Consider the following 25,176-nt stretch of genomic DNA (forward strand, 5'->3'; position numbering starts at 1 on the left):
ACTTTATATGCTGAAAAAGAATAAGAAAAATAAACAACAAGACAGGCATAGATGGCTCCTTATAGGCTTTCTATGCCTGTTTGGTGTATGTCTTGCGCAAGACAACAAGAAGCAACCGGAGAATAAAAAGACCAAAGTTTACTTGCTTCATGCTGACGAAGGACAGGCGGATAAGCTGGCACGTCCGGATGTGCAGGTGTTGATTGGTAACGTGAAGTTGCGCCATGACAGTATGTATATGTACTGTGACAGTGCACTGATTTTTGAGAAAACCAACTCCGTAGAAGCCTTCAGTAATGTGCGTATGGAACAGGGAGATACCTTGTTCATCTATGGTGATTATCTTTATTATGACGGAATGACGCAAATTGCGCAACTTCGTGAAAATGTGAAGATGATTAACCGGAACACTACTTTGCTGACGGACAGTTTGAACTATGACCGTCTCTACGACCTCGGATATTATTTCGAGGGAGGAACTTTGATGGATGAAGAGAATGTACTGACTTCTGACTGGGGTGAATATAGCCCTGCAACGAAACAGTCGGTATTCAACCATGATGTGAAGCTGGTGAATCCTAAGTTTGTGTTGACCTCCGATACATTGAGGTATAATACGGAGAACAAAATAGCAGTGATTCTCGGACCTTCCAATATCGTCAGTGATAATAATCATATCTATTCGGAACGGGGATTCTATAACACATTGACCGAACAAGCGGAATTGTTGGACCGTTCGGTCCTGACCAATCAGGGGAAGAAACTTGTAGGCGACAGTCTCTTCTATGACCGGATAATCGGTTACGGAGAAGCATTCGATAATGTGAAGATGACAGATTCCATTAATAAGAATATGCTGACGGGTGATTATTGTTTCTATAATGAATTGACGGACTCCGCATTTGCAACAAAACGCGCTGTTGCTATCGATTATTCACAGGGAGACAGTCTTTATCTGCATGGAGATACTTTGCAGATGGTGTCCTATAATCTGAATACCGATTCTTTGTATCGGTTGATGAAGGCTTACCATAAAGTACGTATGTATCGTACAGATGTTCAGGGAGTATGTGACTCACTGGTTTATAATTCGAAAGATTCCTGTATGACCATGTATACTGACCCTATTCTTTGGAATGACGGACAGCAACTGCTTGGTGAGCAGATCAAGATTTATATGAATGACAGTACGATTGACTGGGCGCACATTATCAACCAGGCATTGACAGTAGAGATGAAAGACTCTATTCACTATAATCAAGTGTCCGGCAAGGAGATGAAAGCCTATTTCGTTAATGGAGATATGCGCCATATTGAGGTGATCGGTAATGTATTGACAGCTTTTTATCCTGAAGAGAAAGACAGTACGATGACCGGATTTAATTGTCTGGAAGGTAGTATGCTCCATCTTTATATGAAGGATAAGAAAATGGAAAAAGGACTCTTTATCGGCAAATCCAACGGAACGATGTATCCGATGGACCAGATACCGCCTGATAAACTGCGTCTTCCCACTTTTGCCTGGTTCGACTATGTCCGTCCGCTGAATAAGGACGATATTTTCAACTGGCGCAGCAAGCGTGCGGGAGAAACATTGAAGCCGACTACCGACCGGCGACCAAAGACAGAAAAGCGAAACTTAATAAATATGAAGTAGTATGGGAATGTTTAACTCAATGAGAAAGCCCCGGGGCTTTAATCATCAATACATTTATGTGGACGAGCGGAAAGAAAAGCTCGCTAAGATGGAGGAGAACGCCAAACGTGACTTGGGAATGCTGCCGGAGAAAGAATTTAATCCGGAAGATATTCGCGGTAAATTCGTCGAAGGTACTACACATTTGAAAAGAAGAAAAGCAAGTGGCCGCAAACCTGTCTCTTTCGGAATCATACTGATAATCATAGCCTTCCTTCTCTATCTGTGGCATTATTTAGCAACAGGAAGCTGGAGTTTTTAATTGTTAATTTACGAAGTATGAGCGATATCATTCATTTGTTACCTGATTCGGTAGCTAACCAGATTGCTGCCGGTGAAGTAATACAACGTCCGGCATCTGTTATCAAGGAGCTAGTGGAGAATGCGATTGATGCAGATGCGCAAAATATACATGTGTTAGTGACTGATGCGGGTAAAACCTGTATTCAGGTGATTGACGATGGAAAAGGAATGTCCGAAACGGATGCCCGTCTCTCTTTTGAGCGGCATGCTACTTCCAAGATACGGGAAGCTGCGGACTTGTTTGCTTTGCGTACCATGGGATTTCGCGGAGAAGCATTGGCATCCATCGCAGCAGTGGCGCAGGTAGAACTAAAGACGCGCCCGGAATCGGAAGAACTGGGAACGAAGCTGGTGATTGCAGGTTCTCAAGTGGAGAGTCAGGAGGCTATATCCTGTTCTAAAGGAAGCAACTTCTCTGTAAAGAACCTGTTCTTTAATGTGCCTGCCCGTCGTAAATTTCTAAAGGCTAATTCTACTGAATTGAGTAACATCCTTGCCGAATTTGAGCGTATCGCTTTGGTGCATCCGGAAGTTGCCTTTTCGCTTTATAGTAATGATTCGGAACTTTTCAATCTTCCGGTATCACAGTTGCGTCAGCGTATTCTTGCTATTTTCGGTAAGAAGCTCAACCAGCAATTACTGAATATAGACGTGAACACTACCATGGTGAAAATCTCCGGATATGTAGCCAAGCCGGAGACTGCCCGTAAGAAAGGAGCCCATCAGTATTTCTTTGTCAACGGACGCTATATGCGCCATCCTTATTTCCATAAGGCAGTCATGGAGGCTTATGAGCAGTTGATTCCCGTCGGTGAACAGATTTCTTATTTTATCTATTTTGATGTGGATCCGGCCAATATTGACGTAAATATTCATCCGACAAAGACCGAAATCAAGTTTGAGAATGAGCAGGCCATCTGGCAGATACTTTCAGCATCCGTTAAGGAATCGTTGGGTAAGTTCAGTGCTATCCCTTCCATTGATTTTGATACGGAGGATATGCCTGACATTCCGGCATTTGAGGAAAAGATATCTTCCGAACCTCCGAAGGTACATTATAATACAGAATATAATCCGTTTAAAGTCTCTACCGGTGGCGGCGGATCGTATAGCCGTTCGAAAGTAGAATGGGAGGATTTGTACGGAGGGCTGACAAAAGCCAGTAAGATGAATAATCCGCAGCCGGAACCCGAAATGGATTGGGCGGATTCTTCTATTGGAGGCGAATCGGCCTTTGTGGAAGAAAAGATAGAGACGATGACATCCGCTGCTTCTTCTACTTTGTATGCCAATGAACCGGTGATGGAAAAGGGGAATCAGCATTTACAGTTCAAAGGGCGGTTTATTCTGACTTCAGTTAAATCCGGTTTGATGTTAATCGACCAACACCGGGCACACATACGGGTGCTTTTTGATCGCTATATGATACAGATACAGCAGAAACAGGGAGTATCGCAGGGCGTTCTTTTTCCGGAAATATTACAATTACCGGCTTCGGAAGCTGCTGTTCTTCAAAGTATTATGGATGATTTGTCGGCAGTCGGCTTCGATTTGAGCAATCTGGGAGGCGGTAGTTATGCCATTAATGGTATTCCTTCGGGTATTGAAGGACTGAATCCGGTCGAGCTGGTGCGTAATATGCTACATACAGCGATGGAAAAAGGAAGTGACGTTAAAGAAGAGATTCAAAGTATTCTGGCAATTACATTGGCGCGGGCAGCGGCTATTGTCTACGGACAGGTGTTGAGTAATGAAGAAATGGTAAGCCTTGTAGACAACCTTTTTGCCTGTCCCTCACCGAATTACACACCCGACGGGAAAATCGTTTTGACAACTATTAAGGAGGAGGACATCGAAAGATTATTCAAATAAAACAAATAAATTCATCTTTTCCTAAAACCTTTTAGTCCAGTTCGTGTTATTTAAATAGTTCAACAAAGAAAAAGATTTAAATAACCACTTAACTATTAGGTATATGAAAAAGATTCTGATGTTGCTGGCATTTGCCGGCGTTGCGTCTGTCGCTTCTGCGCAGCAGACAATGACTGTAACTGAATACGAAGTGATTCAGGTGCAAGATAAATATCAAGTAATAACTAATCCTTTCTGGAGTAACTGGTTCTTCTCTGTAGGAGGAGGTGCTCAGGTATTGTATGGAAACAATGACCATATCGGTAAGTTCAGAGATCGTGTCGCTCCTACATTCAACGTGTCTGTTGGTAAATGGGTAACTCCGGGATTCGGATTGCGTTTGCAGTACAGCGGTCTACAGGCCAAAGGATTCACCACCAGCGAAACTGCTAATTATGTGGTTGGCGGTCCGAGAGAAGATGGCTCTTACAAACAAAGATGGGACTACATGAACTTGCATGGTGATTTGATGATTAACCTGAACGCACTTTTCGGTGGATACAATCCGAACCGTGTATATGAAATTATCCCTTATATTGGTGCCGGTTGGGCTCATGCTTATTCTCGTCCTCACACTAACTCCGCTACTTTCAATGCAGGTATTATCAACCGCTTCCGTTTGTCGAATGCTGTTGACTTGAACTTGGAATTGAGTGCAACAGGTCTGGAAGGCAAGTTTGACGGCGAACACGGAAGTAAACCTGATTACGATGGTATCTTAGGTGCTACTATTGGTGTAACTTATTATTTCCCAACTCGCGGATTCCAACGTCCGGTTCCACAGATTATCTCTGAACTTGAATTGAACCAGATGCGTAATCAGATGAATGCAATGGCAGCAGCTAATATGCAATTACAACAGCAGTTGGCAAATGCACAACAACCGGTTGAAGTAGAAGATACTGAAGAAGTTGTTATAACAGATACTAACATTGCTCCGCGTACTGTATTCTTCAAGATTGGTTCTGATAAATTATCTCCGCAGGAAGAAATGAACTTGTCATATCTTGCCAGCAAGATAAAAGATACTCCGAATGCTACATACACAATCAACGGATATGCAGACTCTGCAACAGGTACTCCGGCTTTCAACCAGAAGTTGAGCTTGGAACGTGCGCAAGTTGTTAAAGACCTGCTCGTTAAAAAGTATGGCATCTCTGCCGATAGATTGAAAGTTGCAGCCGGTGGTGGTGTTGACAAATTCGGTCAACCGATTCTGAACCGTGTAGTATTGGTCGAATCAGCACAGTAATCATATAATTTCAGTATCCGGCGATTCTTTGTGATCGCCTGCTGAAAGAGAGAAGGCGGCTGAAAGCGAATCCTGAAATAAGGTATTTTCGCTTTCAGCTGCCTTTTTATTAGTTTGGTAGAGAATGTGAATGCGAGTTGTAATTTTCCCATCCCCTTCACCTTTCTTCTGAACTCTCGATGAATACACTGTTTGCGGGTGAAGGAAGTCCTTTTCATTACTGTATTCATCACATTACATATCGAAAAAATGTCATTACAGTGTTTTCTAAAATCCTTGTATTAATTGGAGAAAACACTGCAATGTTTTTTTTAATCATCCCAATGAAAAAAATAATCTATTAGCATATTTGTTTTTGCTATTAGCATATTCCTGTTAGCTATAATGATATTCTGATTAGCTATAATGATATTGCATGCAAAGCAAAGTGAAAAAGCTGGTGTAAGAGTCGCCATTCACCCGCCAACTCTTTATTCATCGGGGGCCTGGGATAAAGGTAAAGGGCGATTGCTATCTTCAGACTTTGAGATCTGTAGTCTGATTTGTGTAATTGATGTAAACTTACATTGTTGCGATAATCCAAATAATTTAATAACAATTGATTGAGACTATTAATTATTATCTATATTTGTGATATCGAACTCAAATCTGGAATATTATGGACGATTTTAATACTGTATATGCGCTACTTGTTTTAGTTATGCTATTTGTGCTATTGAGTAGGTTGGATAATCGCTTCGGGAAAGTAGAGAGAGAATTGAATGAGATAAAGAAACGAATGGACGATTATCTCAAACTTCAGCAAAAGGCTGCTACTGAAGAGCATAAACCTAAAGAGGAAATAGTTGTAAAAGAAACAGAAGATGTCCCTTTGATCTCTCAAATGACAGAGCATGTTACGGTAATAAAGGCTGCACAACAAGGGAAAGTTGTTCCGGAAAAACAAGAATCGGTTGTTGAAACAGTACGTGAGACACTAGAAAAGACGGTTGAAACAGAACTGGAAGAAGTTTGTATTGAGGCTGTTCGAAAAGAATCTGCTAAATCTCCGACTGTTCCGGTTATCCCGGTTGCTCCGGCTGTTTCAAGACAAAAGAAGCAAGTGAATTACGAGAGGTTCATCGGTGAGAATCTCTTCGGAAAGATCGGTATCCTTATATTCGTCATCGGTGTAGGTTTCTTTGTGAAGTATGCTATTGATAAGAATTGGATCAATGAGACTTTCCGTACCGTACTTGGTTTCCTGACGGGAGCTGTATTGCTGGCCGTTGCCGAACGGTTGCAAAAGAAATATCGTACATTTAGCTCGTTACTTGCGGGTGGCGCTTTTGCTGTATTCTATCTTACGGTTGCCATTGCATTCCATTATTATCATATCTTCTCGCAGACTATGGCGTTTATCATTCTGATAGGCGTCACTGTATTTATGTCTGTTCTGTCTGTGGTGTACAATCGGCGTGAACTGGCTATCATTTCACTTGTCGGAGGATTTCTTGCACCTTTCATCGTGAGCAGTGGAGAGGGAAGTTATCTGGTACTGTTCACTTATGTAAGTATCCTGAATCTCGGTATGTTCGGACTTTCCATTTATAAGAAGTGGGGTGAGCTTCCGATTATCTCATTTGTCTTTACCTGGCTGATAATGGGAATCTTTCTTTTATTTAGTTATACCTCCAGTTCTACAGTTATTTCGGGGCACTTGTTTTTGTTTACCACTCTGTTTTATTTTATTTTTCTGCTTCCGGTGTTCTCCATTCTTCGTGGGGAAGATATGCGAACAATGAGTCGGGGACTGGTATTCGTCATTATAACGAATAATTTTATTTATTTGCTTTCGGGAGCTTTGTTCTTGCGGAATATGGGATGGTCTTTCAAAGCAAGCGGTTTGTTGAGCCTGTTTATCGCTCTTGTTAATTTAGGGCTGGTGCTTTGGTTATGGAAGAGCCGGAAGGACTATAAATTCTTGGTGTATACCACTTTGGGACTTGTGTTGACATTTGTCTCTATTACCGTCCCGATTCAGTTGGATGGAAATTATATAACATTAGTTTGGGCGTCAGAAATGGTGTTATTGTTATGGCTTTATATCAAGTCGAGAATCCGGGTATATGAATATGCGGCAAAGATACTGGTGGGACTCACCTTTATTTCTTACCTGATGGATATATATAATGTAGTAATGTATGAACATCATGTTGTCGGCACTATTTTCCTGAACAGTTCATTTGTCACCTCTTTGTTTGTAGGGCTGGCTACCGGAGCATTTGCTTTGTTGATGGGACATTATAGCTCATTCTTCTCTACAGCCCGTCAACTGAAATATGGTTTCTGGAATCCTTTCATGCTTTTTGTCTCTGTAGCTATACTCTATTATACATTTATGATGGAGTTCCACCTGCATTTTGAGGGAGCTACGAGGAGCGGAGCAATGTTCTTGTTTACTGCCATTGCCATTTCGAGTGTTTGTTATGCTTTCAGAAAAAGATTCCCGATCACCCGATATCTGACTTTCTATATGCTGGCTATTGGGGTAAATTCGCTTGTATACATCATAAATATATGGGGAGACCAATGGGAGAACATGGCTTTTGTGCCTGTTGTACTGCGATGGTTCACGGCAGCCTTTGTAATAGCGAATATCTATTATGTGGCACGCCAATACTATCTATTAATCGGCATCAAGAGTCGTTTCACTATTTATCTCAATATTCTGGTCACTCTTCTTTGGGTGACAATGGTGCGCTCTTTCCTCTGGCAGGTAGGAGTGGATGATTTCAGTGCCGGTCTTTCGCTTTCATTAAGTATTGCCGGATTTGTTCAGATGGGACTAGGGATGCGTTTGCATCAGAAAGTCATGCGCATGATAAGCCTTTCGACTTTCGGAATCGTTCTGCTTAAACTTGTATTTGACGATTTGTGGGCAATGCCTACTATTGGTAAAATCATTGTGTTCATCATTCTCGGACTGATATTACTGATACTTTCATTCCTTTATCAGAAACTAAAGGATGTATTATTCAAGAATGACGAAGATGAAGTTAGCTAAATCTTAAATTGTATATTATAATAAAGGCTGCCATTCTTTCTTAGAGTAGGCAGCCTTTACTTTATATGATACGTTTTTATGCAAACTTCCTTATTCCTGTGAGAAACGTTTTACCTGTTCCTCGATTAACTCCTTGTCATCGAAATAATTAATCTTCATTGCTTTTTTCACATCTGCCAAAGTCTCGGCAGCAGCAGCTCTGGCTACTTCGCATCCTTGCTGAAGCATGTCATAGATAGCCGGAATATCTTTGCTGAACTCTTTACGACGATTACGAATCGGTTCGAGTATTTCTTGCATAATAGAGTTTAGGAAACGTTTCACTTTTACGTCGCCCAGTCCGCCGCGTTGATAATGTGCTTTCAATTCTGCCAGATTCGGATAATCCGGTAAGTAGCGTTCGAAATGTTCGGGAAGGCAGAAAGCGTCAAGGTAAGTGAATACGGTGTTACCTTCAATCTTTCCCGGGTCTTGTACACGGAGATGTCCCGGATCGGTATACATACTCATAATCTTCTTCTGGATTTCTTCCGGTTCTTCCGAAAGGTAGATACAGTTTCCGAGTGATTTACTCATTTTAGCTTTACCGTCAGTTCCCGGAAGACGCAGGCAGGCTGCATTGTCCGGCAACAGGATTTCGGGTTCTACCAATGTCTCACCATATATATAGTTGAAACGGCGAACGATTTCACGAGCTTGTTCGAGCATTGGTTCCTGGTCTTCACCCACAGGGACAGTTGTTGCACGGAATGCTGTGATGTCCGCTGCCTGACTGATAGGATAAGTGAAGAAACCTACGGGAATACTAGCTTCAAAGTTACGCATCTGGATTTCCGATTTCACAGTCGGGTTACGTTGCAGTCGGGATACGCTTACAAGGTCCATATAATAGAAGCTAAGCTCGCATAATTCCGGAATTTGCGACTGTATGAAGATGGTAGCTTTAGACGGATCTATGCCACAAGCCAGATAGTCAAGGGCTACTTCAATTACATTCTGACGCACCTTTTCCGGATTGTCTATATTGTCTGTCAATGCTTGCGAATCGGCAATGAAGATAAACATCTTGCTATAATCACCTGCGTTTTGCAGGTCAACTCTGCGTTTCAACGAACCTACATAGTGACCGATATGAAGTCTTCCGGTAGGACGGTCGCCCGTCAATATGATTTTTTCTTTTCCCATATTTTATTACCTTATTATATAATGGCAACAAAGATAAGGATAAAAACTGAAAGATACATCAAAATGTAGCTACTTCATGATTAATGCTTACTACTGTTAGTCTTGAAAATGAGCTATCTATCAGAAAATTATTAAAGAAAATATTCTGTTTACCGGATTAATTCAATATCTTTGTCGGTATCTAAAAACTTTTATATTATGAAAACGGGAAAACTACTAGGAATGTTGCTATTCGTTTTAGGTACATTCAGCCTGATAGGTTGTAATGATGAAATGACTGATGAGGAAGAAGGCTGGTATGATAGCATCCCGGATGGAAATTTCTTTTCGAGAGGTAACACGGTGCAATTTTACTATATAGATGAGAATGGAAACAGTCTGATAAATCCGGAGAATAAAGAAACTTTTCCTGTATCATGGAGAGAAGAAATAGAAAATCCGATAGAACGTACGGAAGATCTCCAGGAACATGGCAATTATAACGGTAACCATAACTGGATTCTTTATGACGAAGAGGAAAAACTCTACTATTGCACAGTGAGCGCTTATGGAGATGAAAGACAGAGCACTTATTCTTTTCCAATTTATGTAAATGGCGATAAGGATGGAATGCAAATCACCTATAAATATACGGATAGAGACATTGTTGGCGGTAAATATTGGGCAAAAATAATATCTTGGAAATATAATGGCGTACATGTTTACTCGGACGACGACGAACCATACAAGAAAGTATTCATTAAAAAAGCCAATGGAAAAACAACCGTTTCATTGACGCGGTAAACTATTTCGGTAAAAAAGTGAACGTTTCTTTTTGTCATGTGCAAAATATGTCGTTACTTTGCACAAATTTTGAAATCGACAATGAATCAACAGGAAATCAGAAGTAAGTATTATCTACATTCGGATGTTTTGCACCCGGAAACGGCAGACTTCTTCTCTTTTCTCCAAAAACGATATTTTAGTTCTTTGGTAATGCGTTAATCCTTTTTTGAGGGTAACGCATTTTTTTTATGGACGAACTTAGAAATAACAACTTATTATAACAACAAAAGAAATGGAAAAGGAAATCAAGAAAGTTCTCGTTTTGGGTTCTGGAGCACTCAAAATCGGACAAGCCGGAGAGTTCGACTACTCAGGCTCACAAGCACTGAAAGCTTTGAAAGAAGAAGGTATCAGCTCAGTATTGGTAAACCCGAACATCGCAACCATTCAGACTTCTGAAGGTATTGCCGATAAAGTGTATTTCCTTCCCGTAAATACTTATTTTGTAGAAGAAATTATCAAGAAAGAACGTCCTGATGGTATCTTGCTGGCATTCGGCGGACAGACTGCATTGAACTGCGGTGCGGAACTCTACACACAGGGTATTCTTGATAAATACGGAGTAAAGGTGCTTGGTACATCGGTAGAAGCTATCATGTATACAGAAGACCGTGATTTGTTCGTGAAGAAACTGAACGAAATCGAGATGAAGACTCCGGTTAGCCAGGCAGTAGAAAACATGGAAGATGCCATCGCTGCTGCACGCAGAATCGGTTATCCTGTCATGGTACGTTCTGCTTATGCATTGGGTGGTCTTGGTAGCGGTATCTGTGCCGACGAAGAAGAATTCCTGAAACTGGCTGAAAGTTCCTTTGCTTTCTCTAAACAAATTCTGGTAGAAGAATCTTTGAAAGGCTGGAAAGAAATCGAATTTGAAGTGATCCGTGACGCTAACGACCATTGCTTCACAGTAGCCAGCATGGAAAACTTTGACCCGCTGGGTATCCATACCGGTGAATCAATCGTTGTGGCTCCTACTTGTTCACTGGATGATAAAGAATTGACTCTGTTGAAAGAACTTTCTACTAAATGTATCCGTCACCTCGGCATCGTGGGTGAGTGTAACATTCAGTATGCTTTCAACTCTGATACGGACGACTACCGTGTGATTGAAGTAAATGCCCGTTTGAGCCGTTCTTCTGCATTGGCGTCTAAAGCTACCGGTTATCCGTTGGCATTCGTTGCTGCTAAAGTAGCACTCGGCTATACACTCGACCAGATCGGTGAAATGGGTACTCCGAATTCAGCATATTCAGCTCCTGAACTTGACTATTACATCTGTAAGATTCCTCGTTGGGACTTGACTAAGTTTGCCGGTGTATCTCGTGAGATCGGTTCAAGCATGAAGTCGGTAGGGTGAAATTATGTCTATCGGCCGTTCTTTCGAAGAAATCATCCAGAAAGGTCTTCGTATGATTGGTCAGGGGATGCACGGTTTCGTAGGTAACGACGAACTGCACTTTGACGATTTGGATAAAGAACTTTCCTGTCCGACTGACTTACGTATCTTCTCTATCGCACAGGCCATGGAAGAAGGTTACACTATCGAACGTATCCACGACCTGACTAAGATCGATCCCTGGTTCCTTGGCAAACTGAAAAATATCGTAGACTACAAAGCTAAATTGTCTGCTTATAATAAGGTAGAAGATATTCCGGCTGACGTGATGCGTGAAGCGAAGATCTTAGGTTTCTCTGACTTCCAGATTGCCCGCTTCGTCTTGAACCCGACTGGAAATATGGAGAAAGAAAACTTGGCTGTACGTGCTCATCGAAAAGCTTTGGGTATTCTTCCGGCTGTGAAACGTATCAATACCGTCGCTTCCGAACATCCGGAACTGACTAACTACCTGTATATGACTTATGCAGTAGAAGGTTATGATGTAAACTATTATAAGAATGAAAAATCAGTAGTGGTACTGGGTTCGGGTGCTTACCGCATCGGTAGCTCGGTTGAGTTTGACTGGTGTTCGGTAAATGCCGTTCAGACAGCCCGCAAGTTGGGTTACAAGTCAATCATGATCAACTACAACCCTGAAACGGTTTCTACTGACTATGATATGTGCGACCGTCTGTACTTCGACGAACTTTCGTTCGAACGTGTACTCGACGTAATCGATCTGGAACAACCTCGCGGTGTGATTGTCTCTGTAGGTGGACAGATTCCGAACAACCTGGCTATGAAACTTTACCGCCAGTCGGTTCCTGTACTAGGTACTTCTCCGATCTCTATCGACCGTGCTGAAAACCGTAACAAGTTCTCCGCTATGCTCGACCAACTAGGTATCGACCAACCGGCATGGATGGAACTTACTAGTCTCGAAGAGGTGAAAGGATTCGTAGAAAAAGTAGGCTATCCGGTATTGGTTCGTCCTTCTTATGTTCTTTCGGGAGCTGCAATGAATGTTTGCTACGATGATGAAGAATTGGAGAACTTCCTGAAGATGGCTGCCGAAGTTTCTAAAGAATACCCGGTAGTTGTTTCTCAATTCCTTGAAAATACAAAAGAAATTGAATTTGACGCTGTTGCCCAGAATGGTGAAGTGGTGGAATACGCAATTTCCGAACACGTGGAATTTGCCGGTGTGCACTCCGGTGACGCTACACTGGTATTCCCGGCACAGAAGATTTACTTTGCAACGGCACGCCGTATCAAGAAGATCAGCCGTCAGATTGCCAAAGAACTCAATATCTCCGGTCCGTTCAATATCCAGTTCCTGGCTCGTAACAACGAAGTGAAAGTTATCGAATGTAACTTGCGTGCTTCTCGTAGCTTCCCGTTTGTGTCTAAAGTTCTGAAACGTAACTTCATCGAAACAGCTACCCGTATCATGCTGGATGCTCCGTACTCACGTCCGGACAAATCTGCGTTTGATATCGATTGGATTGGTGTAAAAGCTTCTCAATTCTCTTTCTCTCGTCTGCACAATGCCGACCCGGTATTGGGTGTGGATATGTCTTCTACGGGTGAAGTTGGATGTATTGGGGACGATTTCTCTGAAGCATTACTGAATTCAATGATTGCTACCGGATTCAAGATTCCTGAAAAAGCGGTTATGTTCTCTTCCGGTGCCATGAAGTCGAAGGTGGATTTGCTGGATGCTAGCCGTATGTTGTTTGCTAAGGGATATCAGATTTATGCTACTGCCGGAACTGCAGCTTTCCTGAACGCTCATGGAGTAGACACAATTCCGGTTTATTGGCCGGATGAAAAACCGGGTGCAGAGAACAACGTGATGAAGATGATTGCTGACCATAAGTTTGATTTGATCGTTAACATTCCGAAGAATCATAGTAAGCGTGAATTGACGAACGGCTATCGTATCCGTCGCGGTGCGATTGATCACAACATTCCATTGATTACAAATGCTCGTCTGGCAAGTGCCTTTATCGAAGCATTCTGCGAATTGAAATTGGGTGATATTCAGATCAAGAGCTGGCAGGAATATAAATAAACTGTTTTAGTCGTTTATTTAAGAAAAAGAACTCTTTCTTTGGCTTGTTCAAAGAGAGGGTTCTTTTTTTTATGTGCCTTGCTACTGGTAGTTCCGCACTGTGAAACTAAAGTTTCGTCGGTGTGAAACTAAAGTTTCATCGGTGAGAAACTGGAGTTTCACCAGTGAGAAACTAAAGTTTCAGTGGCTGGAAACTAACTAAACTAAGGCTTCCTTGATTTCATCATCCGAAGGGATGAAAGTCTTATAGCGGAAGGATGCATTGATAAAGTGTGACGGCATGGTGACGGAAAATGGTGCTGTCACCATGCCATCACGTCTTGCTGTCACAGTCTTACTTGTTTATAGTCAATGCATTATTAGGCTTTGGGTGACGGATGACAGCAACTTGTAATATTTAAAATCTCTAGTAGAATGTTTTTTTGCTTTTTATTATTTACTTTTGTTTCTTGAAAAGATAAAATCAGATTTAGCGATGTTAGTACTTCTATCTTGTGCCAAGACTATGAGTGAAACTTCAAAGGTAAAAGTTCCTTTGAAGACGGTTCCACGATTTCAAAAAAGAAGCTTCCGGGGTTGCTTTGCAAATGTCACAGTTTTCGGTGGACGAACTGGAGCGTCTGTTGCGTGTGAATGCTAAGATAGCTGTGGAAAATTACAAGCGTTATCAGGCTTTTCATGCAGAGGGTACACCGGAACTGCCAGCTTTATTGGCTTATACCGGAATTGTGTTCAAACGGCTGAATGCAAAAGATTTCTCGAAAGAAGAATTTGAATATGCACAGGAACACCTGCGGCTGACTTCCTTTTGTTATGGGTTGTTGAGGCCTTTGGATGTCATTCGTTCCTATCGGTTGGAAGGAGATATAGTGTTGCCTGAACTGGGCAATCAGACGATGTTCTCTTATTGGCAGTCTCACCTGACGGATGTGTTCATAGAAGATATAAAGAAAGCCGGCGGCATACTTTGCAATTTGGCTAGTGACGAGATGAAGAGTTTGTTTGATTGGAAGCGGGTAGAAAAAGAGGTGCGTGTCATCACTCCCGAATTTCAGGTCTGGAAGAATGGAAAATTGGCTTCAATAGTGATATATATCAAAATGTCCCGTGGTGAAATGACACGATTCATTCTGAAGAATCGAGTTGAAAATCCGGAGGATCTGAAAGGCTTCTCTTGGGAAGGATTTGAGTTTAACGAATCTCTTTCGAATGAAAAGAAGTTTGTATTTACTAACGGTAAAGAAGTATAAAGTATGACGGAAGTTGAGAAGATGCGTAGTAGCCAGTTGGCTGATATGTCTGCACCGGAATTGCAGGTACGTTTTGAACATGCCAAAAAGCTATTGGCACGTATGCGGGGAATGAGTACATACGATGCGGGGTATAGGGAATTATTGGAAAAGTTGGTGCCTGGGATTCCTGAAACTTCTATTATATGCCCGCCTTTCCATTGCGACCACGGAGACGGAATTAAGTTGGGTGAACATGTGTTTGTTAATGCCAATTGCACTTTCCTCGATGGAGGATATATCACGATTGGTGCTCACACACTGGTCGGCCCTTGCGTGCAAATTTATACGCCGCATCATCCAATGGATTATCAGGAAAGAAGAGGCTCTAAGGAATATGCTTATCCGGTGACGATTGGTGAAGACTGCTGGATTGGCGGCGGCGCTATTATCTGTCCCGGTGTGACGATCGGTAATCGTTGTGTGATAGGAGCGGGGAGTGTTGTGACGAAAGATATTCCCGACGACAGTGTTGCAGTCGGGAATCCGGCACGTGTGATTCGTAAATAGGTTGCTTTATCTATTAGAAGGACTGGACGAAGTGAAAGTTGCAAGAAAAAAACTTTTTTGTATTATTTGTTGATAATCAGGGCTTTCCTTTATTAGACAAAAACTTTCTTGAAAAATAATACATGAAATGTTTGCAGAATTCAAAAAATGCCGTACCTTTGCATCGCTTTTGAAACGGAAGTGTAAGGGCGTTTAGCTCAGCTGGTTCAGAGCATCTGCCTTACAAGCAGAGGGTCGGCGGTTCGAATCCGTCAACGCCCACACAAAAAAAACGAAGCACTTCCGGCTCATTAACAAGGGCGTTTAGCTCAGCTGGTTCAGAGCATCTGCCTTACAAGCAGAGGGTCGGCGGTTCGAATCCGTCAACGCCCACACAAAAAGAAGTCTTACGGATGAATTCGTGAGACTTTTTTTATTTCTTACCTCTTTTATACAAACTTTCTTTCTCCTTTTACCTTATAACTCAGGAAAAAGAGTTAATTTTGCAGTCTGATAATTATCTAAGAAAACGTATGGAACTTGATGTATTGACGGCCATATCTCCGATTGATGGTCGATATAGAGGCAAAACTAAAGCTTTGGCAGCTTATTTCTCTGAATTTGCACTGATTAAATACCGTGTACAGGTAGAGGTGGAATACTTTATCACCTTGTGCGAACTCCCTTTGCCGCAATTAAAAGGAATCGATAGCAACGTGTTTGAAACTTTACGGAATATCTACCGTAACTTCTCTGAAGCAGACGCACAGCGCATTAAAGATATCGAAAGTGTAACTAACCACGACGTGAAGGCCGTAGAATACTTCCTGAAAGAAGAATTTGACAAGATGGGCGGAATGGATGACTATAAAGAATTCATCCACTTCGGACTGACTTCTCAGGATATTAACAATACGTCTGTTCCTCTTTCTATCAAAGAAGCATTGGAACAGGTTTACTATCCGTTGATTGAAGAGTTGATTGCGCAGTTGAAAACTTATGCAACAGAATGGGCTAACATTCCGATGCTTGCCAAAACTCACGGTCAACCGGCTTCTCCTACTCGTTTAGGCAAGGAAGTGATGGTATTCGTTTACCGTCTCGAACGTCAGCTGGCCATGTTGAAAGCATGTCCGATTACCGCTAAGTTTGGTGGTGCTACCGGAAATTACAATGCGCATCATGTAGCTTATCCTCAATATGACTGGAAACAATTCGGTAATCGGTTTGTTGCAGAAAAACTGGGGCTGGAACGTGAAGAATATACTACGCAGATTTCGAACTATGATAACCTCTCTGCTGTTTTTGATAGCATGAAGCGTATCAATACAATTATGGTCGATATGAATCGTGACTTCTGGCAGTATATCTCTATGGAGTACTTTAAACAGAAGATCAAAGCCGGAGAAGTGGGCTCAAGCGCCATGCCGCATAAAGTGAATCCGATTGACTTTGAAAATGCGGAAGGTAACCTGGGTATAGCAACGTCTATCCTGGAACACTTGGCTGTGAAACTTCCTGTTTCCCGTTTGCAGCGCGACTTGACAGACTCGACAGTGCTGCGTAATGTAGGTGTGCCTTTCGGTCATATCGTGATTGCCATTCAGAGTTCTTTGAAGGGATTGCGTAAACTGTTGCTGAACGAACCGGCTATCTATCGTGACTTGGATAACTGCTGGAGCGTAGTGGCAGAAGCTATTCAAACTATTCTGCGCCGTGAGGCTTATCCGCATCCGTATGAAGCTTTGAAAGCTTTAACCCGGACTAATCAGGCTATTACAGAAAGTTCTATTAAAGAGTTTATCGAAGAATTGAATGTAAGCGAAGATATTAAAAAAGAGTTAAGAGCAATCACTCCCCATACTTATACGGGGCTTTAATTGTTTACTTATATAATAAACGTGTTTTTAAATAGGCCGTGAGGCCAAAGTCTAATTTTATTCGAATAAAAAAAATGAGCACAGAAAACGAAGAATGGCGCGAAAATTCTTTCAATGAAGAGAATACAGGTGCCGGCCGTGATGGTAACAGGTCTTACAACAGAGAAGGTGGAGAACGTCCGTATCGTCCTTCTTACAACCGTGAAGGCGGGGATCGTCCGTATCGCCCGCGATTTAATGCCAACAATGAAGGAGGCGAACGCCCGCAGCGTTCGTATGGTGACCGCTCTTATGGCGACCGTCCCCAACGTCCTTCTTACAATCGTGAAGGTGGCGATCGTCCGTATCGTCCTCGCTTCAATAACAATAATGAAGGAGGCGAACGCCCGCAACGTTCTTACAACCGCGAAGGTGGTTCTTATGACCGTCCCCAACGTCCTTCCTACAATCGTGAAGGTGGTTCTTATGACCGTCCCCAGCGTCCCCGTTTCAATAGCGGCGAAGGTAGTGACCGTCCTCAACGTCCTTCTTACAACCGTGAAGGTGGTGACCGTCCGTACCGTCCCCGTTTCAATAACGGCGAAGGTAGCGACCGTCCTCAACGTCCTTCTTACAACCGTGAAGGTGGTGACCGTCCGTATCGTCCCCGTTTCAACAACGGTGAAGGTGGTGGCTATCGTAGCAACAACGGTGGTGGCGGCTATCGTCCGAGATACAACAATGACCGTTCACAAGGAGGCTATCGTCCTCGTCCGCGTACCGGCGATTATGATCCGAATGCTAAGTATAGCGTAAAGAAACAGATCGAGTACAAGGAACAGTTTATTGATCCGAATGAGCCGATCCGTCTGAATAAGTTCCTGGCTAATGCCGGTGTTTGTTCACGTCGCGAGGCTGATGAATTTATCACGGCAGGTGTGGTTTCTGTAAACGGTGAAATAGTAACGGAATTGGGTACAAAGATCAAACGTTCGGATGTGGTTAAGTTCCACGATGAACCGGTAAGCATCGAACGTAAGGTATACGTATTGTTGAATAAGCCGAAAGATACGGTTACTACATCGGATGATCCGCAGGAACGCCGTACGGTAATGGATCTGGTAAAAGGCGCTTGCAACGAACGTATTTATCCCGTAGGACGTCTTGACCGTAACACGACTGGTGTACTCTTGCTGACGAATGACGGTGATCTGGCTTCCAAGCTGACACACCCGAAATTCCTGAAGAAGAAAATATATCATGTTCATCTGGACAAGAACCTGACAAAAGCGGATATGGATCAGATTGCAGCTGGTATCCAGTTGGAAGATGGCGAAATCCATGCAGATGCAATCAGCTATACAGATGATTTCAAAAAAGACCAGGTAGGTATCGAAATTCACTCCGGTAAGAATCGTATCGTTCGCCGTATTTTCGAATCACTGGGTTACAAAGTAGTAAAACTCGACCGTGTGTTCTTCGCCGGACTGACCAAAAAAGGGCTGCGTCGCGGAGACTGGCGTTACCTGTCGGAAGCAGAAGTAAACTACCTCCGTATGGGGTCGTTTGAATAATAAGTCAATAAATAACAACTTGACAGAGGACGAGGAAAGAGAGCAGGAAAGAATGAACCCTGTAATTGAAACCTCGTCTTCTTGTATCTAAAAAGAAAAAGTTAAATGGAAAAGATTGGTAGAACAAAAATTGTTGATCTGTTGAAGCGCACAGATATTGGCGCGATGGTCAATGTGAAAGGATGGGTTCGCACCCGCAGAGGTAGCAAACAAGTAAACTTTATCGCACTGAATGACGGTTCTACAATAAATAATTTGCAGGTCGTAGTAGATTTGGCTAATTTCGATGAAGAGATGCTGAAACTGATTACTACCGGCGCTTGTATTAGCGTGAACGGAGAAATGGTAGAGTCAGTAGGTTCCGGTCAGAAAGTGGAAGTACAGGCTCGTGAAATCGAAGTGCTGGGTACTTGTGATAATACATATCCATTGCAGAAGAAAGGTCACTCTATGGAGTTCCTGCGCGAGATTGCTCACTTGCGTCCGCGTACGAATACGTTTGGTGCTGTGTTCCGCATCCGTCACAACATGGCGATTGCTATTCACAAGTTCTTCCATGAAAAGGGCTTCTTCTATTTCCATACGCCGATCATTACGGCTTCCGATTGTGAAGGTGCCGGACAGATGTTCCAGGTGACTACCATGAACCTGTATGACTTGAAGAAAGACGAGAGAGGCTCTATCTCTTATGAAGATGATTTCTTCGGTAAGCAGGCAAGTTTGACCGTTTCCGGTCAGCTGGAAGGTGAATTGGCTGCTACTGCTTTGGGAGCTATCTACACATTCGGTCCTACGTTCCGTGCCGAAAACTCCAACACTCCCCGCCACTTGGCAGAGTTCTGGATGGTTGAGCCGGAAGTTGCTTTCAACGATATTACAGACAATATGGACTTGGCGGAAGAGTTCATCAAATATTGTGTGAAATGGGCGTTGGATAACTGTGCGGATGATGTGAAGTTCCTCAACGATATGTTCGACAAGGGCTTGATTGAACGTCTGCAAGGTGTATTGAAAGATGAGTTCGTACGTCTGCCTTATACAGACGGTATCAAGATTCTGGAAGAAGCTGTTGCGAAAGGCCATAAGTTCGAGTTCCCGGTTTACTGGGGCGTGGATTTGGCTTCTGAACACGAACGCTTCCTGGTGGAAGAACACTTCAAACGTCCGGTGATTCTGACTGACTATCCGAAAGAAATCAAAGCCTTCTATATGAAGCAGAACGAAGATGGTAAGACTGTACGTGCAATGGACGTTCTTTTCCCGAAGATCGGTGAAATTATCGGTGGTTCCGAACGTGAAGCGGACTATGACAAGCTGCTGACCCGTATTGAAGAAATGCACATCCCGATGAAAGATATGTGGTGGTATCTGGATACCCGTAAGTTTGGTACGTGTCCTCATTCCGGTTTCGGACTTGGTTTTGAACGTCTGTTATTATTCGTTACAGGTATGGCGAACATCCGTGACGTGATACCGTTCCCGCGTACACCGAGAAATGCTGATTTCTAATATTTCGGTATATTTATGTAAAACTCGCATAATCTTTGGGTTATGCGAGTTTTTTTATGTCTTTGATAGTTATATTCTCAAAATAAATATTTATATTTGGACATACGCCTTCGAGAGTGTTAACTAAAATCATACGACAATGAAAAAGCTCTTTTTCTTTACCATGCTTTCAATGATGTTGTTAGCGGTAACAGGTGCGATGGCCCAAAAGAAAACAAAATTCAAAGCGGCCGATTTAAAAGGTATTTGGCAGCTCTGCCACTATGTGTCGGAATCTCCCGATGTTCCGGGAGCATTGAAACCCAGTAATACATTTAAAGTGTTGAGTGATGACGGACGGATCGTGAACTTTACCATTATCCCCGGTTCGGATGCCATCATTACAGGATATGGAATGTGGAAACAACTGACGGATGATTCTTATAAAGAAAGTATCGAGAAGAATATTCATCTGCCAATGTTGGATAATCAGGATAATATCCTCGAATTTGAAATAAAAGACAATGATTATCTGTGTCTGAAATATTTCATCAAGAATGATTTGAATGGAAACGAGTTGAATACCTGGTATTATGAAACTTGGAAACGGGTGGAGATGCCGGCTAAATTTCCGGAAGATATTGTGAGATAAGCAAGGTTCGCAGACTGAAACAAAATTGCGCACATCCTCTTTTTTAAAGAAGGTGTGCGCAATTTTTGTATGATTATATGAGAATAGACAAAAACAAAAGTGTTTTGGACGAAATCTACATTGACGCATATGGAATCAAGGATGAAAAAATAGATATATAAAGCCTTTCTTTTCGGCAATCCCTAATTTTGCTATCGGTAAAGATGAGACATTAAATCTAAAATAAATCATTAAAACTATAAATATGGAAATGAAAAGAGAGTTGTATATGGCGGTTTTGGGAATAGGTCTGCTGACCGCTTGTGATATTCCTAAAGCGGGTACGCCGGAATGGTTTGAAACTGCGGTGAAAACATCCGGTCATCAGTTACTTTATATGGCGGATCAGTTGAAAAATGTACCTGACACAGTTTGTTTTCCACGTTCTACCAAGGCGGATGGAAGTTACCGTCTGGAAAATGCCAAAGACTGGACAAGTGGTTTTTATCCCGGTTCCATGTGGCTGGCCTATGAGATGACAGGGGATGAGGCGTTGGCGAAGGAGGCCCGTAAATATACGAACCGTCTGGAAGATATTCAATATTATACAGGAAACCATGATATTGGCTTTATGATGTATTGTAGCTACGGACAGGCGCTTCGTTTGAAACCGGAACCGAAAGATAAACAGGTTTTGGTAAATTCTTCCGAGAGCCTTTGTACGCGTTTCGGTCCGGAAGTCGGCTTGATTCGTTCCTGGGATTTTGGGGATTGGAGTTACCCGGTGATTATTGATAATATGATGAATCTTGAGATGCTTTTCTGGGCATCCGAACAAACCGGAAATTCTAAATATCGTGATATTGCGATGGCTCACGCTGACAAAACCTTGAAGAATCATTTTCGTGAGAACATGACTTCCTATCATGTAGTCAGCTATTCCGTACCTAGCGGGAAAGTGGAGTCTAAAGGAACTTTCCAAGGATATTCCGATTCTTCCGCCTGGGCACGCGGACAAGCATGGGGAGTGTATGGTTACACGATGTGTTACCGCTTTACGAAAAATTCCGCTTATCTGGAAGCTGCGCATAAGATTGCCCGATTTATAATGGAGAACCGTCCTTCGGAAAATGATTATATTCCTTACTGGGATTATGATGCACCGGATATTCCGAACGCCCCGCGTGATGCTTCCGCCGCGGCTGTTACCGCTTCCGCTTTGCTCGAACTATGCGGATATACAGATGATAAGAATCTAAGTAACAGTTATATGGAGTATGCGGAAAATATATTAAAACAGCTTTCTTCACCGGATTATCTGGCGAAGGAGAATGAGAATAAAGGATTCATCCTGAAACACTCGGTGGGTAGTTTTCCACATGATAGCGAGGTGGATGTACCGTTAAACTATGCGGATTATTATTATCTGGAAGCATTAAGACGATATAAAGAATTGAAGAAGTTCGGCTAAACAAGAATGAATATAGAATGAAAAACGCTTAACTGCTAGATTATAAATAACAAATAACCATGAAACTTACTTTATATACTCTTACAATTTGTTTATTGGCATCCGGACTGTATGCTCAACAGTCGCCTGTCAATATCCGGCTGAAAGATGTCACTTTGATGCACGAAATGCGTGCTACTCCCTCGCCGTCGGACAAAGCAGTGGTTGCCGACCGTATCGTTTCTTTTCAATGGCCGTTGCAGGAAGGGCTTTATGTGGTAGAGAGCGGGCTGGACGGGCTGGATACTAAGCATAAGGTTGACAAGAGTAAAGTCCGTTATAGCTTGCGCTACTCTCAAGATCCCACTTTCAAGACCGGGGTGGTACAGGTGGAAACCCGTTGGCCTTTTTACAATCCGGAGAAAGACTTGACACCCGGCGTGTGGTACTGGCAATATGGCAACGTAAAGGATGGCAAGACAAAATGGGCTACGGTTCAGCAATTTACGGTGGAAACCAATCCTGACAAGTTCTGTCCGTCTTCCCTGAAAGAAGTCCTCGCCAAAGTTCCGCATGAACATCCCCGCGTCTGGCTTGATAAAAAAGAGTGGGAGCACTTTATCCGTCGTAGCATTTCCACTCCGGAACGCAAGATTTATATCTCGGCTGCCAACAAGGCGATGAAGACACCTATGAAGTCTATCAATGACGTCAACACCAAGCTGCTCGCAAATTTGAACAGCGAAATGGAGCGCAACGCAATGCTTACTCGTGAAAGTCGCCGTATTGTTGACAGAGAAGAGTCGAACCTGGATGTTATCATACGTGCTTATATGCTGACTAAAGAACGTCGCTATGCCGATGAAGCCATCAAGCGTATCAAGGAAATTATCACTTGGGGGGAAAGTGATAATGTGAAAGGCGATTTTAATGACGCTACTTTCGTATCACTTGGCACATTGGCTTATGATGCTCTCTATGACCTTCTGGATGAAGATACCCGAAAAGACCTGCTTGCTTGCATCCGGAAGTATGGAAACAAGATGTATGACCATTATAATAATTATCTGGAAAATCATATCGCCGAGAATCACGTCTGGCAAATGACGCTCCGGATTCTTACAATGGCGGCTTTCACTGTTTACGGTGAACTGCCCGAGGCTGATACTTGGGTAGATTACTGCTATAACGTGTGGCTTGCCCGTTTCCCCGGTCTGAATAAGGATGGTGCATGGCATAATGGTGACTCTTATTTCACTGTAAACACACGTACATTGATAGAAGTTCCTTATTTTTACAGCAGGCTGACCGGATTTGATTTCTTCTCTGATCCCTGGTATCAAGGTTCGGTGTTGTACACTATCTATCAGCAACCCCCATTTTCAAAATCGGGCGGAAATGGTAGTTCCCATGAAAAGGTGTTAACGCCCAGAGGAGTAAGAGTCGGTTACGCGGATGCTGTCGCCCGGATGACAGGCAATACGTATGCTGCTGATTATGTGCGTACTATCCGGGCACGTCAGCCGAACATTTTGAATGAAGGCAGTACGTCCAAAGCAGGCGGACTGGCATGGTTCCGTTTGCAGTGTGACAAACCATTGCCTGTGGGGGCTGGTCTTGCCGACCTGCCTATGGGACACGTTTTCCCGCAATCCGGTCTGGCTTCATTCTCCACCCGTTTATCGCAGACAGAAAACAGTGCCATGATTAGTTTTCGTAGCAGTCCTTACGGTGGCACATCCCATGCACTAACCAATCAGAATGCGTTCAATACCTTTTGGGGCGGACAGTCGCTCTTTTATAGCTCAGGTCATGGTACTTCTTTTATTGATAAACATTCTGTTTATTGTTACCGTGCAACTCGTGCTCACAATACGATACTGGTTAATGGTATGGGACAGCGTATCGGTACCGAAGGTTACGGATGGATTCCCCGTCATTATATAAGTGAAAACATAGGTTATGTGGTAGGGGATGCGTCTAATGCATATGGAAAAGTAATCTCTCCGCTTTGGATAGAACGTGGCAAAGTTGCCGGGCTGGAATATACCCCTGAGAATGGTTGGGACGAAGTCGGACTGAAAACTTACCGCCGTCATATCGTGGAACTCGGAAAAACAGGTCTTACCTTTATCTATGACGAATTGGAAGCTGAACAGCCTGTCACTTGGAGTTACTTGCTGCATACGGTTACTAATCCGATGAATGTGGACAAAAGCAATCCGGATTGGGTACACGTACAGGCTACCAACAAAGAAGGAATCTCTGATGCTTACCTTTTTTCCACCGGAGTATTGAAAACCGATATGACCAGCCAATTCTTTACGCCTGCCGTCAATTGGCTGATTGCTGACGAGAAAGGTAATTTTAAAACGTACGCAAATCATTGGCATTTCACAGCTACGTCAGACAAGCAGAAAGTATATCGTTTTGCTACAATTATCAATACTCATGCCAAACTGTCCCCCACCGCGCAGCCACGAACATTGAAAGATGGCTGTATTGAGATAGGCGACTGGAATATCAAGGTTAATTTATCCTCTAAAGGTGCTCCCTCTTTTTTCGTTCGCAATACGAAGAAAGGTGAGAACGTAAGCATCGACTATAAAGGTAAAGCTACCATTGTCAAAGAAAACGGTACTGAAAAAGTCTTGGTTGATACAGTTCCCGAACTGGAAATCTAATCAGGTAAAGAACTAAAATATCTATTACTAATGCAATAA

15 protein-coding genes, 2 tRNA genes and 2 pseudogenes are annotated in these 25,176 nt (G+C 42.8%); 17 read left to right on the forward strand and 2 right to left on the reverse strand.

Annotation, left to right across the window (positions count from 1 at the left end; all coding sequences use genetic code 11):
• The first annotated feature begins 7 nt into the window (after nt 1-7).
• From NXX38_RS10585 to NXX38_RS10605, 5 genes are all read left to right on the forward strand, one after another.
• Nucleotides 8-1,657, forward strand: a complete 1,650-nt coding sequence (locus NXX38_RS10585; RefSeq protein WP_148366585.1) for an OstA-like protein — start codon at nt 8-10, stop codon at nt 1,655-1,657.
• Between the two features lies 1 nt (nt 1,658).
• Nucleotides 1,659-1,958 carry a hypothetical protein gene (locus tag NXX38_RS10590; protein ID WP_004297174.1) on the forward strand — a complete coding sequence of 100 codons (300 nt, stop codon included), beginning with the start codon at nt 1,659-1,661 and terminating at the stop codon, nt 1,956-1,958.
• A gap of 17 nt (nt 1,959-1,975) precedes the next feature.
• Nucleotides 1,976-3,871 (forward strand): DNA mismatch repair endonuclease MutL, encoded by a 1,896-nt coding sequence (mutL, locus tag NXX38_RS10595; RefSeq protein WP_148366584.1) that lies wholly within the window; start codon nt 1,976-1,978, stop codon nt 3,869-3,871.
• 103 nt (nt 3,872-3,974) lie between these two features.
• Nucleotides 3,975-5,162, forward strand: coding sequence for an OmpA family protein (locus NXX38_RS10600; RefSeq protein ID WP_148366583.1), 1,188 nt, complete (start codon nt 3,975-3,977; stop codon nt 5,160-5,162).
• A gap of 658 nt (nt 5,163-5,820) precedes the next feature.
• Nucleotides 5,821-8,208, forward strand: coding sequence for a DUF2339 domain-containing protein (locus NXX38_RS10605; RefSeq protein WP_258979424.1), 2,388 nt, complete (start codon nt 5,821-5,823; stop codon nt 8,206-8,208).
• A 90-nt stretch (nt 8,209-8,298) separates the two neighbouring features.
• Here the strand turns inward: NXX38_RS10605 and trpS are convergent, their stop codons facing one another.
• A complete protein-coding gene (trpS, locus tag NXX38_RS10610) occupies nt 8,299-9,393 on the reverse strand; it encodes a tryptophan--tRNA ligase (protein ID WP_004297181.1) in 1,095 nt (364 codons plus the stop codon).
• 198 nt (nt 9,394-9,591) lie between these two features.
• Here trpS and NXX38_RS10615 point away from each other — a divergent pair, with 198 nt between their 5' ends.
• The gene (locus NXX38_RS10615; RefSeq protein WP_258979426.1) at nt 9,592-10,176 is read left to right on the forward strand and encodes a hypothetical protein; all 585 of its coding nucleotides are present in this window, start codon (nt 9,592-9,594) and stop codon (nt 10,174-10,176) included.
• 274 nt (nt 10,177-10,450) lie between these two features.
• Nucleotides 10,451-13,673: pseudogene (gene carB / locus NXX38_RS10620) on the forward strand (carbamoyl-phosphate synthase (glutamine-hydrolyzing) large subunit).
• A 198-nt stretch (nt 13,674-13,871) separates the two neighbouring features.
• On the opposite strand, the gene NXX38_RS10625 reads toward carB, so the two are convergent.
• Nucleotides 13,872-14,003, reverse strand: a complete 132-nt coding sequence (locus NXX38_RS10625; protein WP_255518787.1) for a hypothetical protein — start codon at nt 14,001-14,003, stop codon at nt 13,872-13,874.
• Between the two features lie 145 nt (nt 14,004-14,148).
• Between NXX38_RS10625 and yaaA the strand changes: the two are divergent.
• The 10 genes and pseudogenes from yaaA to NXX38_RS10675 all read left to right on the forward strand — a co-directional run bounded on the left by yaaA (nt 14,149) and on the right by NXX38_RS10675 (nt 25,137).
• A pseudogene (yaaA, locus tag NXX38_RS10630) lies at nt 14,149-14,923 on the forward strand (peroxide stress protein YaaA).
• A 3-nt stretch (nt 14,924-14,926) separates the two neighbouring features.
• Complete coding sequence (locus tag NXX38_RS10635) at nt 14,927-15,472, forward strand: sugar O-acetyltransferase (protein ID WP_148366579.1); 546 nt, start codon at nt 14,927-14,929, stop codon at nt 15,470-15,472.
• A 186-nt stretch (nt 15,473-15,658) separates the two neighbouring features.
• Nucleotides 15,659-15,733, forward strand: a tRNA-Val gene (locus NXX38_RS10640).
• 36 nt (nt 15,734-15,769) lie between these two features.
• Nucleotides 15,770-15,844: transfer RNA gene (locus NXX38_RS10645), tRNA-Val, on the forward strand.
• A 140-nt stretch (nt 15,845-15,984) separates the two neighbouring features.
• Complete coding sequence (purB, locus tag NXX38_RS10650; protein ID WP_195648650.1) at nt 15,985-17,331, forward strand: adenylosuccinate lyase; 1,347 nt, start codon at nt 15,985-15,987, stop codon at nt 17,329-17,331.
• A gap of 74 nt (nt 17,332-17,405) precedes the next feature.
• Nucleotides 17,406-18,884, forward strand: coding sequence for a pseudouridine synthase (locus NXX38_RS10655; protein ID WP_195648649.1), 1,479 nt, complete (start codon nt 17,406-17,408; stop codon nt 18,882-18,884).
• Nucleotides 18,885-18,989: 105 nt separating this feature from the next.
• Entirely contained in the window at nt 18,990-20,393 is a 1,404-nt protein-coding gene (asnS, locus tag NXX38_RS10660) for an asparagine--tRNA ligase (protein ID WP_148366576.1), read from the forward strand.
• A 139-nt stretch (nt 20,394-20,532) separates the two neighbouring features.
• Nucleotides 20,533-21,024: a DUF4488 domain-containing protein gene (locus NXX38_RS10665; protein WP_195648648.1), complete on the forward strand. Its 492-nt coding sequence runs from the start codon at nt 20,533-20,535 to the stop codon at nt 21,022-21,024.
• Nucleotides 21,025-21,274: 250 nt separating this feature from the next.
• Nucleotides 21,275-22,474, forward strand: coding sequence for a glycoside hydrolase family 88 protein (locus tag NXX38_RS10670; protein ID WP_258981925.1), 1,200 nt, complete (start codon nt 21,275-21,277; stop codon nt 22,472-22,474).
• Nucleotides 22,475-22,533: 59 nt separating this feature from the next.
• A complete protein-coding gene (locus NXX38_RS10675) occupies nt 22,534-25,137 on the forward strand; it encodes a DUF4962 domain-containing protein (RefSeq protein WP_258979427.1) in 2,604 nt (867 codons plus the stop codon).
• Nucleotides 25,138-25,176 lie beyond the last annotated feature (39 nt).

This window comes from Bacteroides sp. BFG-637 (genome assembly GCF_024793605.1).
GTDB classification, from domain to species: Bacteria; Bacteroidota; Bacteroidia; order Bacteroidales; family Bacteroidaceae; genus Bacteroides; species Bacteroides vicugnae.